General features: G+C 75.2%; 10 protein-coding genes. 2 read left to right on the top strand and 8 right to left on the bottom strand.

Going from position 1 to position 14,070, the window contains the following annotated elements; all coding sequences use genetic code 11:
- Nucleotides 1-183: 183 nt before the first annotated feature.
- On the top strand, nt 184-2,319 hold the full coding sequence (locus tag WA616_RS18245; protein WP_336032077.1) for a serine/threonine-protein kinase: 2,136 nt from the start codon (nt 184-186) through the stop codon (nt 2,317-2,319).
- Nucleotides 2,320-2,323: 4 nt separating this feature from the next.
- On the opposite strand, the gene WA616_RS18240 is transcribed toward WA616_RS18245, so the two are convergent.
- The 6 genes from WA616_RS18240 to WA616_RS18215 form a co-directional block, all read right to left on the bottom strand.
- The gene (locus WA616_RS18240) at nt 2,324-3,412 is read right to left on the bottom strand and encodes an ABC transporter ATP-binding protein (RefSeq protein ID WP_336032076.1); all 1,089 of its coding nucleotides are present in this window, start codon (nt 3,410-3,412) and stop codon (nt 2,324-2,326) included.
- Nucleotides 3,409-4,302 carry an ABC transporter permease gene (locus WA616_RS18235; RefSeq protein WP_336032075.1) on the bottom strand — a complete coding sequence of 298 codons (894 nt, stop codon included), beginning with the start codon at nt 4,300-4,302 and terminating at the stop codon, nt 3,409-3,411. The genes WA616_RS18240 and WA616_RS18235 overlap by 4 nt, the downstream gene beginning before the upstream one ends.
- Entirely contained in the window at nt 4,299-5,171 is an 873-nt protein-coding gene (locus WA616_RS18230; protein WP_336032073.1) for an ABC transporter permease, read from the bottom strand. Before WA616_RS18230 ends, WA616_RS18235 begins: the two co-directional genes overlap by 4 nt.
- A gap of 26 nt (nt 5,172-5,197) precedes the next feature.
- Nucleotides 5,198-6,349: an ABC transporter substrate-binding protein gene (locus WA616_RS18225; RefSeq protein ID WP_336032072.1), complete on the bottom strand. Its 1,152-nt coding sequence runs from the start codon at nt 6,347-6,349 to the stop codon at nt 5,198-5,200.
- Between the two features lie 120 nt (nt 6,350-6,469).
- Nucleotides 6,470-7,258, bottom strand: coding sequence for an enoyl-CoA hydratase/isomerase family protein (locus WA616_RS18220; RefSeq protein WP_336032069.1), 789 nt, complete (start codon nt 7,256-7,258; stop codon nt 6,470-6,472).
- A 28-nt stretch (nt 7,259-7,286) separates the two neighbouring features.
- Nucleotides 7,287-8,099, bottom strand: coding sequence for an ABC transporter ATP-binding protein (locus WA616_RS18215; protein ID WP_336032066.1), 813 nt, complete (start codon nt 8,097-8,099; stop codon nt 7,287-7,289).
- Nucleotides 8,100-8,162: 63 nt separating this feature from the next.
- Here WA616_RS18215 and glgX point away from each other — a divergent pair, with 63 nt between their 5' ends.
- On the top strand, nt 8,163-10,310 hold the full coding sequence (gene glgX, locus WA616_RS18210) for a glycogen debranching protein GlgX (protein WP_336032064.1): 2,148 nt from the start codon (nt 8,163-8,165) through the stop codon (nt 10,308-10,310).
- Between the two features lie 54 nt (nt 10,311-10,364).
- On the opposite strand, the gene WA616_RS18205 is transcribed toward glgX, so the two are convergent.
- Together WA616_RS18205 and glgP are read right to left on the bottom strand one after the other, a co-directional pair.
- Entirely contained in the window at nt 10,365-11,375 is a 1,011-nt protein-coding gene (locus tag WA616_RS18205) for an FHA domain-containing protein (RefSeq protein WP_336032061.1), read from the bottom strand.
- A gap of 123 nt (nt 11,376-11,498) precedes the next feature.
- The gene (glgP, locus tag WA616_RS18200) at nt 11,499-14,048 is read right to left on the bottom strand and encodes an alpha-glucan family phosphorylase (protein ID WP_336032059.1); all 2,550 of its coding nucleotides are present in this window, start codon (nt 14,046-14,048) and stop codon (nt 11,499-11,501) included.
- Between the last annotated feature and the right edge of the window lie 22 nt (nt 14,049-14,070).

Here is a 14,070-nt window from a genome sequence, read left to right as displayed (position 1 = left end):
GCGGCGCGCACCCTCCGTCGCGGCGGGGTGGCGCAGCGGCGGGACGCGGCGGTCCGACCGGGCGGGGAGCCGGCGCCGGGCGGACGCGGCTCCCGGCGGGACGCCGCGGTCCCTAACCTCCCGGCGACCCGGACGTCCACGCCCGGCCGCGGTCCGCGGGCCGGGCAGCCGAGGAGCGCGCCCATGCCCCGCGAGTTCGGCCGCTACGTCCTGGAGGAGATGATCGGCGCCGGCGGCATGGGCGAGGTGTGGCGGGCCCGCGACACCCGCTTCGACCGGCTCGTGGCCCTCAAGCTGCTGCCCGAGGCGCTCAACCACGACGCGGAGTTCGCCCAGCGCTTCCGCCGCGAGTCGCACGTCGCCGCCCGGCTGCGCGAGCCGCACGTCGTCCCCATCCACGACTTCGGCGAGATCGACGGCCGCCTCTACATCGACATGCGGCTGGTCGACGGCCGCGACCTCGGCGCGATCCTGCGCGACGGGCCGCTGCCGCCCGCGCGGGCGCTGGCGCTGCTGTCCCAGGTCGCCGAGGCGCTCGAGGCCGCGCACGCCGACGGCCTGGTGCACCGCGACGTCAAGCCGAGCAACGTGCTGGTCACGCCGAACGACTTCGTCTACGTCGTCGACTTCGGCATCGCCCGGTCGGTGGGCAGCACGCGGACGTCGCTGACCATCACGGGCGCCACCGTCGGGACGCTGGACTACATGGCGCCCGAGCGCTTCACCGACCAGCCGATCGACGGCCGGGTCGACGTCTACTCGCTCGCCTGCGTGCTCGCCCAGACGCTGACCGCGCGCAAGCCCTTCGGCGGCGAGGACCTGCCGGCACTCCTCTACGCGCACCTCTACGCCGAGCCGCCGCGTCCCAGCGACGTCGTGCCGGGGCTGCCGCCCGGGCTCGACGACGTCGTCGCGCGCGGGATGGCCAAGCGGCCCGAGGACCGCTACGCCACCCCCACCGCCCTGATCGCGGCGGCCCGGGAGGCGCTGCGGGACGGCGCGGGGAAGGCCCCGCGGGAGGCGCCGGCGCGGACCGTCCCGGCCGCCGGGCTGCCGGGCGCGGCACCCACCGTCCTCGGCGTGCACTCGCGCGACGGCGCGCACAGCTCCGTGCAGCCGCTCGGCCCGCCGCCGGGAGCGGTGCCGCCGGGGCCGGTGCAGCCGGGGCCGGTCCCGGCCGGCCGGCCCGCCCGCCGCGGCCGTGCCCGCCGCGCCGCCCTGGCCGCCGCGGCCGCGCTCGTGCTCGCCGCAGGCGGCCTCACCTGGTGGCTGTGGCCGGACGGGTCGGCCGGCAGCGCGGCCACCGGGAGCACCGCCACCGACGACCCGCACGGCGACCACACGACCGCGCCCGCCCCGTCCGGCGCGCCGACCCGCCCGAGCGCCGAGCCCGAGGCCAGTGTCGCGGTGCCCACGCAACTCGGCGACCCGATCCCGGTCCCGCCCACGCCGGGGTTCATCGCCGTGGCGCCCAACGGGCGGTACGCCTACATCGCCCACCGGGACGAGGGCGTGGTGAGCGTGCTGGACACCAACTCCCTGCAGCCGGTGTCCACCATCCGGATCGACGCCGGGCCGCCGCAGTTCATCACCTTCTCCCCCGACGGCGCCCGCGCGTACGTGACCGTCACCAACCCGCCCGACTACACCGAGAACGCCGTCGTCTACCTCGACACGGCCACCAACCGGCCGCTGGACACCGTGCCGGTCGGTCTGCGCCCGTACGCGCCGCAGACCTCCCCCGACGGCGCGCTGCTGTACGTGCCGCTGCACGACGAGGGGCGGGTCGAGGTGCTCGACACCGAGCGAGCCGTGGAGGTCGACTCCTACGAGGTGCCGGCCAACCCGCACTGGATCGCCGTCTCCGAGGACGGCACCCGCGCCTGGACCGCCAACCACGAGTCCGACGTGCTCTCGGTGCTCGACCTCACCGACGGCGGCCGGGTGCTCGACACGGTCCCGGCGGGCGACTCGCCGCACAGCGTCGCCATCTCCCCCGACGGCAGCCGGGTGGCGGTCGTCGCCTTCGACAGCAGCGAGGTGTACGTCGTCGACACCGCGACCGGCGTCGAGGTGGCGCGCGGCCCGGTCGGGGCCCGGCCGCAGGACGTCACCTGGGCACCGGACGGCCGGCGCTTCTACACCGCCGACGTCGACGGCGACACGATGTCGGTGGTCGACGCCGAGACGCTCGCCGTGACCGCCAGCCCGCGCACCGGCGACGGCCCGACCAGCGTCGCGGTCTCCCCCGACGGCGAGCGGGCCTACGTCACCAACCTCAACGACGCGACGGTCGTCGTCTACGAGCTCGGGGCCTGACCCCTCAGTCCGCGGACGCGGGCTCCACGAGCACCGGCCGCTCGGCCGGCGTGACCGTCACCGCGGTGCCGGGGGTGAGGCCCTGGCTGTCGGCGCTCGCGACGTCGGCCTGCACCTCCACGCCGTCGGGCAGCGCGACCGCCAGGCGGGTGGTGGCGCCGGAGAACGTGCGGGTGACCACGCGGCCGGCGCCGTCCGGGTCGGCGGCCACGGTGAGCGCCTCGGGGCGGACCAGCGCGGTCGCGGGGCCGGCGGGCGGGGTGGCGCCGAGGACCTCGCGGCGCACGCCGAGGAACTCCACGTCGCCGTCGCCGAGCTGCGCCGGGATCCGGTTCATCGTGCCGACGAAGCCGGCCACGAACGCCGTCGCCGGGCGCTCGTAGAGCTCGTCGGGCGAGGCCACCTGCTCCAGCCGCCCGGCGCGCATGACCCCGACCCGGTCGGCCACCGACAGGGCCTCGGCCTGGTCGTGGGTGACGAACACCGTGGTGGTGCCGAGCTCGAGCTGGATGCGGCGGATCTCCTCGCGCAGCTGCACGCGCACCTGGGCGTCGAGCGCCGACAGCGGCTCGTCGAGCAGCAGCACCTGCGGGGCGACGGCGAGCGCGCGGGCCAGCGCCACCCGCTGCTGCTGCCCGCCGGAGAGCTGGTGCGGGTAGCGGCCGCCGCGGTCGGCGAGCCCGACCAGCTCGAGCAGCTCGGCGGCCCGGCCCGCGCGCTCGGCCTTGTCCCGTCGGCGCACCCGCAGGCCGTAGGCGACGTTGTCGGCCACGGTCATGTTCGGGAAGAGGCTGTAGGCCTGGAACACCATGCCGACGTCGCGCTTGGCCGGGGGCAGGCCGGTGACGTCGCGGCGGTCGAACCGGATCCGGCCGGAGTCGGGCACCTCGAACCCGGCGATCGCCCGGAGTGCCGTGGTCTTGCCGCAGCCCGAGGGGCCGAGCAGGGCGAGGAACTCCCCGCCGGCGATCTCCAGGTCCAGGCCGTCGAGGGCGAGCACCGACCCGTAGCGGCGGGTCAGCCCCTCGAGCCGGACGGCGACGCCCGGCGCCTCCCGGAGGTCGGCCGGCGCGGCCGGTCGGACGGCGGTCATGCGGGGTCCTCCTCGCGGCGCCGGCGGTCCAGCGCGGAGATGAGCAGCAGCAGCGCCCAGGTGAGCAGCAGGGACAGCACCGAGACCGCGACCGACAGCCGCGGCTGGGAGCCCGAGATGCGCACGATCCAGGTGGGGAAGGTCTCGAAGCCGAGGATGTTGGCGACGGTGAACTCGCCGATCACCAGGGCGAGGGTGATGAAGGCGGCGTTGAGCACCGACGTGCGCAGCACCGGCAGGACGACGGTGAGCATCAGCCGCGGCCACGAGGCGCCGAGCACCCGCGCCGCCTCGGTGAGCGTGCGCAGCTGCGCGCCGCGGACGCCGGCGTCGAGCGCGCGGTAGACGAACGGCAGCGCCAGCACGACGTAGACGAGCACCAGGATCCACGGCAGCGCCGGCTCCTGGAGCGCGAAGAACGCCTCGGCCAGCGGGGTGCCGTAGAAGTGGTCGGGCGCCCAGGCGAGCACGCTGCGCACGCCGACCACCAGCGCGATCGGCGGCAGCAGCAGCGGCACCAGGGTGAGCAGCTCGACCACCGGCCGCCAGCGCGGCAGCCGCAGCTCCACGAGCACCACCGTGGGCACCATGAGCAGCAGCGCGATGACCACGGTGAGCACGCCGAGCAGCAGCGAGCGGCCGAGGTTCTCGGCGAAGCCCTCCGCCGTCGGGATGCCGGTGTAGACGTCGGCGGTGATCCCGTCGCGGCTGCGCAGGGTGAACCACGTCGAGGCGGCCAGCGGGACGAGGAAGTACAGGCCGAGGACGGCGAACACGGCCCAGCGCCACCAGCCCCGGCCGCGGCGGGCGGGACGCACCGGCGTCTCCGGCTCCACCCCGCCGGCGCCGGCGACCGCCGCGGTGGACAGCCCGGCGGAGGTGGCGCTCACGCGAGCCACCGCGACGCGCGCCGCTGCACCCAGGTGTAGAAGACCATCACCAGGCCGACGAGGACGACCATGCCCAGCGCCAGCGCCTTGCCGAGGTTCTCCGCGCCGACGATCACGTTGCTCGACAGCGAGTCGGCGATCTGCAGCGTCACCAGCGGCACGCTGCTGCCCACCAGCGCCCGGGCGGTGGCGTAGGCGGCGAACGCGGAGGCGAACAGCAGCACCGTGGCGCCGAGCACCGGCGGGGCGAGCACCGGCCCGCCCACGTGCCGCCAGTACTGCCAGCGGCTCGCGCCGAGCACCTCGGCGGCCTCCCGCCACTGCGGCCGCAGCGCCTCGATCGCCGGGACGATCGTCAGCACCATCAGCGGGACCAGGAAGTAGAGGTAGACCAGCGCCAGGCCGGTCATCGAGTACAGCGAGAAGCCGTCGAGACCGAGCGGGCCGGTGAGCACCGCGGTGACCACGCCCTGCGTGCCGATCGTGGCGATGAAGGCGAACGCCAGCGGGATCCCGCCGAAGTTGGCCAGCACGCCGGACGCGGTGAGCACCAGGCGGCGCAGCAGCCGGCCGCGGCGGCTGGTGACGACGGCGAACGCGAGCGCCAGCCCGAGCACGGCGCCGAGCACCGCGGTGATCGCCGACAGCCGCAGGCTCCCGGCGTAGGACCGGGCGTAGGCGCCCTCGGCGATCGCGCCGAGGTTCGCCGTCGACCAGGACTCCTCGAAGGTGACCGGGTCGACCGCGCGGAAGGCCTCGACGGCCAGCACGCCGACCGGCAGCAGCAGGAAGACCGCGACGTAGAGCAGGAACGGCACGATCCCCAGCAGGGGCAGCAGACGCCCGCGCCGGCGCCCCCGGGGGGACACCGGCGCGGGGCTCTCGACGACGGTGCTCAGCCCGAGATCTCCTGGTTCCAGCGGGTGGCGACCACCTGCTGCGCGGCGGTCTCCTGCTCCTGGGTCGGGAACTCCGCGGTGCCCTCGACCGGCGGCAGGGCGGCGAGCGCCTCGGCGTCGGCGGTGCCGGCCTCCTCCATCGCGGCCTGCCGGACCGGGCGGGCGCCGCCGACCAGGTAGAGGTTCTGGCCGCGGTCGGAGTAGAGGAACTCCTGCCACAGCCGCGCGGCGGCCGGGTGCGGGGCGTAGGCGCTGATCGCCTGGCTGTAGTAGCCGCCGAACAGCCCGTCGCTCGGGACGGCGACCTGCCACTCGACGCCGTCGGCGGCGAGCGTCTCCGTCAGGCCGGCGTTGAGGTAGTCCCAGTCGATGGCCAGCGGCGTCTCACCGCTCTGGATGGTGGCCGGGGTGATCTCGACCGGGTTGAAGTTGCCGGCCTCCTTCACCTGGGCGAAGAAGTCGATGCCCGGGCCGATGTCGTCGAGGCTGCCGCCGTTGGCCAGCGAGGCCGCCCAGACGCCGGCGAACGCGGCCGCGGCCTGGGTGGGGTTGCCGTTGAGCGCGACCTGGCCCGCGTACTGCGGGTCGAGCAGGTCGGCGAAGCTGGTCGGGCACTCGGCGATCACCGTGGCGTTGCAGCCGATGGAGATGTAGCCGCCGTAGTCGTTGTACCAGTGGCCCTCGGGGTCCTTCTGGCCCTCGGGGATCTCGTCCCAGGTCTCCACCTGGTACGGCGCGAGGAGGTCCTGTGCCTGCGCCTGGCGGGCGAAGGCGGTGCCGAGGTCGAGCACGTCGGGCGCCCGGTCCTGGCCGCGCTGGCTCTGGACGGCGTTGAGCTCGTCCTGGCTGGAGCCGTCGGGCAGGGCGCTGTTGACGGTGATCCCGTACTCCTCCTCGAAGGCGGAGATGATCTCGCCGTAGTTCGCCCAGTCCGGCGGGAGCGCGATGACGTTCAGCTCGCCCTCGGCCTGCGCGGCCTCGACCAGGGCGTCCATGCCGCCGAGGTCCTCGGCCGAGCGCGCGCTCGCCGCGTCGCCGCCGCCCCCGCCGCCGGAGCTGCCGTCGTCACTCCCCCCTCCGCAGGCCGTGAGCACGAGGGCAGCGGCCGCCAGCACGGACGCGGTCCTCAGGGTGGGGGTGCTTCGCACGGGGTCCTCCAGGGGAAGGGAACGGAACGGCCGGAAGGCCGTGCGGATGGTGACAGAACCGGACCGTCCGGGAGGCGGGATCCGGTGGCCGGCGGCGGAACAGTCGGCGACGGGGAGCCCTCAGCGGCCGGTGAAGGTCGCCTTGCCCGGGCCGCTCTCCAGGAACGAGCGCATGCCGGTGGCCTGGTCCTCGGTGTCGAAGAGCTCGGCGAACAGCCGGCTCTCCAGCTCCAGGCCGCCCTGCAGCGGCAGGTCCAGCCCCTCGTCGACCGCCCGCTTGGCCGCCGCGAGGGCCAGCGGCGGCCCGGCGGCGAACTTGCGCGCCATGGCGACGGCGGTGTCGTACACCTCGGCGTCGGGGACGACGGCGTCGGCCAGGCCCATCTCCAGGGCCTCCTCCGCGCCGACGTGCCGGCCGGTGAAGACGAGGTCCTTCGCCTTGGCCGGGCCGACCAGGCGGGCCAGGCGCTGCGTGCCGCCGGCGCCGGGGATGACGCCGAGCAGGATCTCGGGCTGGCCCACCTTCGCCCCGGCGCCCATCACCCGGAAGTCGGCGCACAGCGCGAGCTCGTAGCCGCCGCCGAGGGCGTAGCCGGTGATCGCCGCGACGACGGGCTTGGGGATCCGCGCGACGGCGGTGAAGGAGTTCGTCAGCTCGCGGCCCCAGGCGACCATCGCGGTGCCGTCGAGCTGCGACATGGCCTTGATGTCGGCGCCGGCGGCGAAGACCCGCTCGCCGCCGTAGAGCACCACCGCGCGGACGTCGGCGCGCTCGGCGGCCTGCACCGCGGCGGCGCGCACCTCGGTGTGCAGCTGCTCGTCGATGGCGTTCATCTTCGGCCGGTCGAGGCGGATCGTGCCCACCCCGTCCTCGACCGACAGGGTCACGAACTCCGGTGTTCCAACCATGCCCGGCACCCTAGCCAGGCGGGCGGCGTCAGGACCGGCGGCGAGCGGTGAACCGGCCGTCGGCGCGGGTGAGCTGCAGGGGCAGGCCGAAGGTCTCCGACAGCGTCTCGCCGGTGAGCACCTGGCCGAGCGGGCCGGAGGCCACCACCCCGCCGCCGCGCAGCAGCAGCGCGTGCGTGTAGCCCGGCGGGATCTCCTCGACGTGGTGGGTGACCAGCACCTGCGCCGGGGCGAACAGGTAGCGGGCGAGGTCGGACAGCCGGCTGACCAGGTCCTCGCGGCCGCCGAGGTCGAGGCCGGCGCCGGGCTCGTCGAGCAGCAGCAGCTCCGGGTCGGGCATGAGCGCGCGGGCGATCTGCACCCGCTTGCGCTCCCCCTCGCTGAGCGTGCCGAACGGCCGGTGGGCGATCGCCTGCACGCCCCACTGCTGCATGAGCAGCGCCGCGCGGGTGAGGTCGTGGATGTCGTAGCGCTCCCTGCCCCGCCCGACGACGGCGTAGCCGGCCGACAGGACGACGTCGCCGGTGCGCTCGCCCGGCTCGATGCGCTGGGCCAGGGCGGCGCTGGTCAGCCCGATCCGCGGCCGCAGCTCGAACACGTCGACGGCGCCCATCGTCTCGCCGAGCAGCCGCACCTCGCCGCGGGTCGGGTGCATGTGCGCGCCGGCCAGCTGCAGCAGCGTCGTCTTGCCCGCGCCGTTGGGCCCGAGGACCACCCAGCGCTGGTCGGGCAGGACGGTCCAGTCGACCCCGCGCAGCAGGTGCGAGGTGCCGCGCACGACGTCCACCCCGCGCATCTCGACGACCGGCTCGGCTCCGGGGGGTGCGGCGCTGCTCGACACGGCCCCATCCAAACAGCACCCCTGGTCCCGCCGCCCGGGAGGCGGACCGGGCACGATCGCGGCGTGAGGACTCCTGAGCACGGCACCGGCGGCCCGGAGGTGTGGCCCGGCTCCCCCGCGCCGCTCGGCGCGCACTGGGACGGCACGGGCACCAACTTCGCGCTGTGGTCGGCCGGGGCGAGCGCCGTCGACCTGTGCCTGTTCGACCCCGACGGGACCGAGTCCCGCCACCGGCTGCAGGAGACCACCCACCAGGTGTGGCACGGCCGGCTGGCCGGCGTCGGCCCCGGCCAGCGCTACGGCTACCGGGTGCACGGCCCCTACGACCCGGGCGCCGGGTCGCGGTGGAACCCGGCCAAGCTGCTGCTGGACCCCTACGCCCGCGCCGTCGACGGCGAGCTCGCCCTCGACCCGGCGCTGTTCGGCTTCCGCCCCGACGGCGTCGACGCCGCCTCCCCCGACCCGCGCGACTCCGCGCCGTTCGTGCCGCGCGGCGTCGTCGTCCACGACTCCTTCCCGTGGGACGGCGACCGGCGGCCGGCGACGCCGTGGTCGGACACCGTCATCTACGAGGTGCACGTCAAGGGCGCCACGATGGGCCACCCCGACGTCCCCCCGGCGCTGCGCGGCACCTACGCCGGCCTCGCGCACCCAGCGTTCGTCGAGCACCTGCAGTCCCTGGGCGTCACCGCCGTCGAGCTGCTGCCGGTGCACCAGTTCGTCAGCGAGCCGCACCTGCTGCGCCGCGGCCTGACCAACTACTGGGGCTACAACACCCTCGGCTACTTCGCCCCGCACGCCGCGTACAGCTCGGCGGGCTCGGGCGGCGCGCAGGTGACCGAGTTCAAGGCGATGGTCAAGGCGCTGCACGCCGCGGGCATCGAGGTCGTGCTCGACGTCGTCTACAACCACACCGCCGAGGGCGACTCGACCGGGCCGACGCTGTCGCTGCGCGGCATCGACAACCCGGGCTACTACCGGCTCGACGGCGCCAACCGGGCCCGCTACACCGACTACACCGGGTGCGGGAACACCCTCGACGTCCGCCGGCCGCAGGTGCTGGCGATGCTCATGGACTCGCTGCGCTACTGGGTCACCGAGATGCACGTCGACGGCTTCCGGTTCGACCTCGCCGCGGCGCTGGCCCGCTCGATGCACGACGTCGACCGGCTGTCGGCGTTCTTCGACGTCGTCCACCAGGACCCGGTGGTCAGCCAGGTGAAGCTCATCGCCGAGCCGTGGGACATCGGCGAGGGCGGCTACCAGGTGGGCAACTTCCCGCCGCTGTGGACCGAGTGGAACGGCAAGTACCGCGACACGGTGCGCGACGTGTGGTCCGGGGCGCGGGTGGGCGTGCGCGACCTCGCCTACCGGCTGACCGGCTCCTCGGACCTCTACCGCTCAGACGGCCGCCGGCCCTTCGCCAGCGTCAACTTCGTCACCGCGCACGACGGCTTCCCCCTGGCCGACCTCGTCACCTACGAGCACAAGCGCAACGAGGCCAACGGCGAGGACAACCGCGACGGCGAGAGCCACAACCGCAACTGGAACTGCGGCGTCGAGGGCCCCACCGACGACCCGGAGGTCACCGCCCTGCGCGCCCGCCAGGTGCGCAACCACCTGGCCACGCTGCTGCTGTCCACCGGCGTGCCGATGCTCACCGCCGGCGACGAGCTCGGCCGCACCCAGGGCGGCAACAACAACGCCTACTGCCAGGACAACGGGATCTCGTGGATCGACTGGGAGGCCGTCGACGGCGAGCTGCTGGAGTTCGTCAGCCGCCTGGTCGCGGTCCGCCGCGGCGCCCCGGTGCTGCGCCAGGAGGCGTTCTTCGAGGGCCACGAGATCCCCGGCACCGGCGGCACCCGCGACGTCGCCTGGTTCGCCCCGGGCGGCGGGCAGCTGACGACGGCGGAGTGGTTCGACGGCGGCCTGCAGACCGTCGGCATGTACCTCGACGGGCGCGGCATCCGGCACCGCGACGCCCGCGGCCGCCGGGTGGTCGACGACTCCTACCTGGTGCAGCTGCACGCCGGCCCCGACCCGGTGACCGTGCACCTGCCCGGGCCGCCGTGGGCCGACGGCTACGAGTTCGTCGTCAGCACCGAGTACCCGACCGGCGTCCCCCCGCGCCCGGCCGTCGTCGCGCCCGGCCCGATCGAGGTGCCCCCGCGCTGCGTCTGGCTGCTGCGCGTCCTGCGCCGGCCCTGACACGGCGAGAGCCCCGGTCCGCGGGGACCGGGGCTCTCGGCGTGAGCGGTGCCGCTACTCCTGCGGCTGCTCGTAGGTGATGACGGTCCAGCCGAGCAGGAGGCGGTCGCCGTCGGAGAGCGGGTGGGCGACGCCGGGCTCGAGCTGCGTCCACTCGGTGGCCTCGGGGCCGGCGACGTGGGTGCCGTTGAGCGAGCCGAGGTCGGTGAGGGTGACCTCGCGGCCCTGGCGCTGGATGGCGGCGTGCGCCGAGGACAGCACGTTCTGCGTGTCGGCGATCGGCACCGGGCGGGCGTTGCCCGCGGTCACCAGCTCGTGGCTGTCGGGGCGGCGGCCGAGGACCAGGTCCTCGTCGACGGTGACGACGAGGCCGTCGTCGAACCGGAGCACCGGCGCGGAGGCGCTGTCGGGCTTCCAGAACGCCGTCTCCTCGCCCTCGTCGGCGCGGGAGGGCGCCGACGACGCGGCCGAGGAGCCGCCCGGGGTGTAGGACGGCGCGGCGCCGAAGGAGGAGGGGCCGGCGAACCCGGCGTCGGAGCCGGCGGTGAACGACGACGGCTGCGCGGGGGCCGACGGCGGGACCGCGGCGCCGGCGGACGCGGCGGCGGCGAGGTGCAGCAGCGCGCCGGAGCCGGGCACGGTGCCCTCGGTGAGGTCGTAGGCGACGCCGGGCGGCATCGACGGGGCGGCCTGGCCGGGGCCGACGTACAGCGTGCCGCCGAGCGGGAAGCCCGCGGCGAGGCTGCAGCCCTCGGTGGGCTGGCCGGAGACCGGGACGCCGTCGACGGCGGGCTGGCCCTTGCCCGACCAGAGCGCGACGCCGGTGCCCGCGCCGCCCTGGGAGTCGGTCAGGACGAGCGCGAAGGACGCCGACCCGCTCCCCAGCGAGTGCACCTGCGCGGCGACGGCGGCCAGGACGCGGTCGGCGCCGGGGCCGGAGACGCCCAGGCAGGCGTGCAGGGCGGCGACGAGCGCCGGCGAGCCGGGAGCGTCCACCCAGAGCAGGCCACCGCCGCGTCGGGCGACGACGGCGTCTCCGGGCAGGACTTCACAGCGGTCGGGCATGCGCGCCAGCCTAGTGACCGGGCCGGGGTCCGCGCGGCCCGGCGGCCACCGCCACGCCGGTCGCCCGCGCCCGGTGGGGACGCTGCGACCGGCGTGACGGGTGATCCCGGGGGCTCGCCGGGGTCAGGCCGAGCGGACCAGCCCCAGCTCGGCCGGGTCGGCCAGGTGCTCGGAGTGCGGGAGCACGCGCACGGTGTAGCCGAAGGCACCGGTGCGCTCCAGCGGCAGCGTGGCGGTGAACCAGTGCCGGGAGCCCTCGGTGTGCTCGTGCGCCATCGGCACCGTGGTCACCTCGTGCAGCCCGTCGGCGTCGTCGACCCGCCCGTAGGCGGCCTGCACCTCGACGTCGCCCGGCGTCAGGTGCGGCAGCTCCACCTCGGCGCGCAGCGCGAGCGTCGAGCCGATCTCCGGGGTGTCACCGGCGCCGGTGGCCTCCACATGCGCCACCCGCACGCTGCTCCAGTTCTCCAGCAGCCGGGCCCGCCACTGCGCCTCGTCGCGCGCCGGGGCGTAGCCGCCGTCGGCCATCGACCGGGCCGAGCCCGCGGCCGGGACGTAGAGGTGCTCGACGTAGTCGCGGACCATCCGGGTGGCCAGCACCTTCGGCCCGGTCTCGCGCAGCGTGTGCCGCACCATCTCCACCCAGCGGGTCGGGATGCCGTCGCGGTCGGTCTCGTAGAACCGCGGCAGCACCTGGGTGGCCAGCAGGTCGTAGATGGCGCGGGCCTCGACGTCGTCGCGGCGGGTCGGGTCGCTGACGCCGTCGGCGGTCGGGATCGCCCAGCCGTTCTGGCCGTCGAACCACTCGTCCCACCAGCCGTCGCGGATGGAGAGGTTGAGCCCGCCGTTGAGCGCGGCCTTCATGCCCGAGGTGCCGCAGGCCTCCAGCGGCCGCAGCGGGTTGTTCAGCCAGACGTCGCAGCCCCAGTAGAGGTAGCGGGCCATGCCGATGTCGTAGCCGGGCAGGAACGCGATGCGGTGCCGGATGGCCGGGTCGTCGGCGAACTTCACCATCTGCTGGATCAGCTGCTTGCCGCCGTCGTCGGCGGGGTGGCTCTTGCCGGCGATGACCAGCTGCACGGGCCGGTCCGGGTCCAGCAGCAGCGCCCGCAGCCGCTCGGGGTCGCGCAGCATGAGGGTGAGCCGCTTGTACGACGGCACCCGGCGGGCGAAGCCGATGGTGAGGACGTCGGGGTCGAAGGCGGTGTCGGTCCAGCCGACCTCGGCCTCGGCCGCGCCGCGGGACAGCGCGGTCTCCCGCAGCCGGCGGCGCACCTCCTCCACCAGCCGGCCGCGCAGCATCCGGCGGGTGTTCCACAGCTCCAGCGCCGGGATCCGGTCCACGCCGTCGAACACCGCGGCGCCGGCGCCCTCGAACGGGTCGCCGCTGCGGGAGGTCTGGGTGCCGAGCTCGACGAGCTCCCGCGCGGTCCAGGTGGGCGCGTGCACGCCGTTGGTGATCGAGCCGATCGGGACGTCGGCCTCGTCGAAGCCCGGCCACAGGTCGCTGAACATGCCGCGGCTCACGTGCCCGTGCAGCTCGCTGACGCCGTTGGCCCGCTGACCCAGCCGCAGCCCCATGTGCGCCATGTTGAACTTCGCCGGGTCGTCCTCGGCGCCGAGCGGGATGAGGTGCTCGAGCGGGACGCCGAAGCCCGCGAAGTAGCGCTCGATCAGCGCGCGCGGGAAGCGGTCGATGCCCGCCGGGACCGGCGTGTGGGTGGTGAACACGGTGCCCGCCCGGACGGCCTGCAGCGCCTCGGTGAAGGTCAGCCCGTGCGACTCGGTGAGCTCGCGGATCCGCTCGACGCCCTGGAAGCCGGCGTGGCCCTCGTTGGCGTGGAACACCTCCGGCTGCGGGGTGCCGGTGAGCTGGCAGTAGGCGCGCAGCGCCCGCACGCCGCCGATGCCGAGCAGCATCTCCTGGCGCAGCCGGTGGTCCTCGTCGCCGCCGTAGAGCCGGTCGGTGACGACGCGCTCGGCCGGGGTGTTCTCCTCGATGTCGCTGTCGAGCAGCAGCAGCGAGACCCGGCCGACCTGTGCCCGCCAGACGTGCGCGTGCAGCGTGCGGCCCTCGGGCAGCGGCACGGAGATGACGACGGCCGACCCGTCGGGCTGGCGCAGCAGCTTCACCGGCAGGCCGTGCGGGTCGAGCGAGGGGTAGTGCTCGAGCTGCCAGCCGTCGGCCGACAGACCCTGCTCGAAGTAGCCGGCCCGGTAGAGCAGCCCGACGCCGATCAGCGGGACGCCGAGGTCGGAGGCGGCCTTCAGGTGGTCACCGGCGAGGATGCCGAGGCCGCCGGAGTACTGCGGCAGCACCTCGGTGATGCCGAACTCGGCGGAGAAGTAGGCGATCGACCGCGGGGCGTCGGGCCCCAGCGACTGGTACCAGTGCTCGGCGGACAGGTAGTCCTCGAGGTCGTCGACGACGTCCTGGAGGCGGCGCAGGAACCGGCGGTCGGTGGAGAGCGTGGCCAGCCGCTCGGCCGACACCTCCCCCAGGACCTTCACCGGGTCGTTGCCGCACCGGCGCCAGAGGTCGGGGTCCAGCGTCTCGAACAGGTCGCGGGTCTCGGCGTGCCAGGACCAGCGCAGGTTCATGACCAGCTGGGACGCGGGTGTGAGGGCCTCGGGGAGGGCCGCCCGGACGGTGAACCGACGGAGTGCTCGCACGGCGCGAGCCTAGTCAGGCGGG

The sequence above is a fragment of the Geodermatophilus sp. FMUSA9-8 genome (assembly GCF_037034165.1).
Lineage (GTDB): Bacteria > Actinomycetota > Actinomycetes > Mycobacteriales > Geodermatophilaceae > Geodermatophilus > Geodermatophilus nigrescens.
This window is presented reverse-complemented; position numbering and strand designations above follow the sequence as displayed.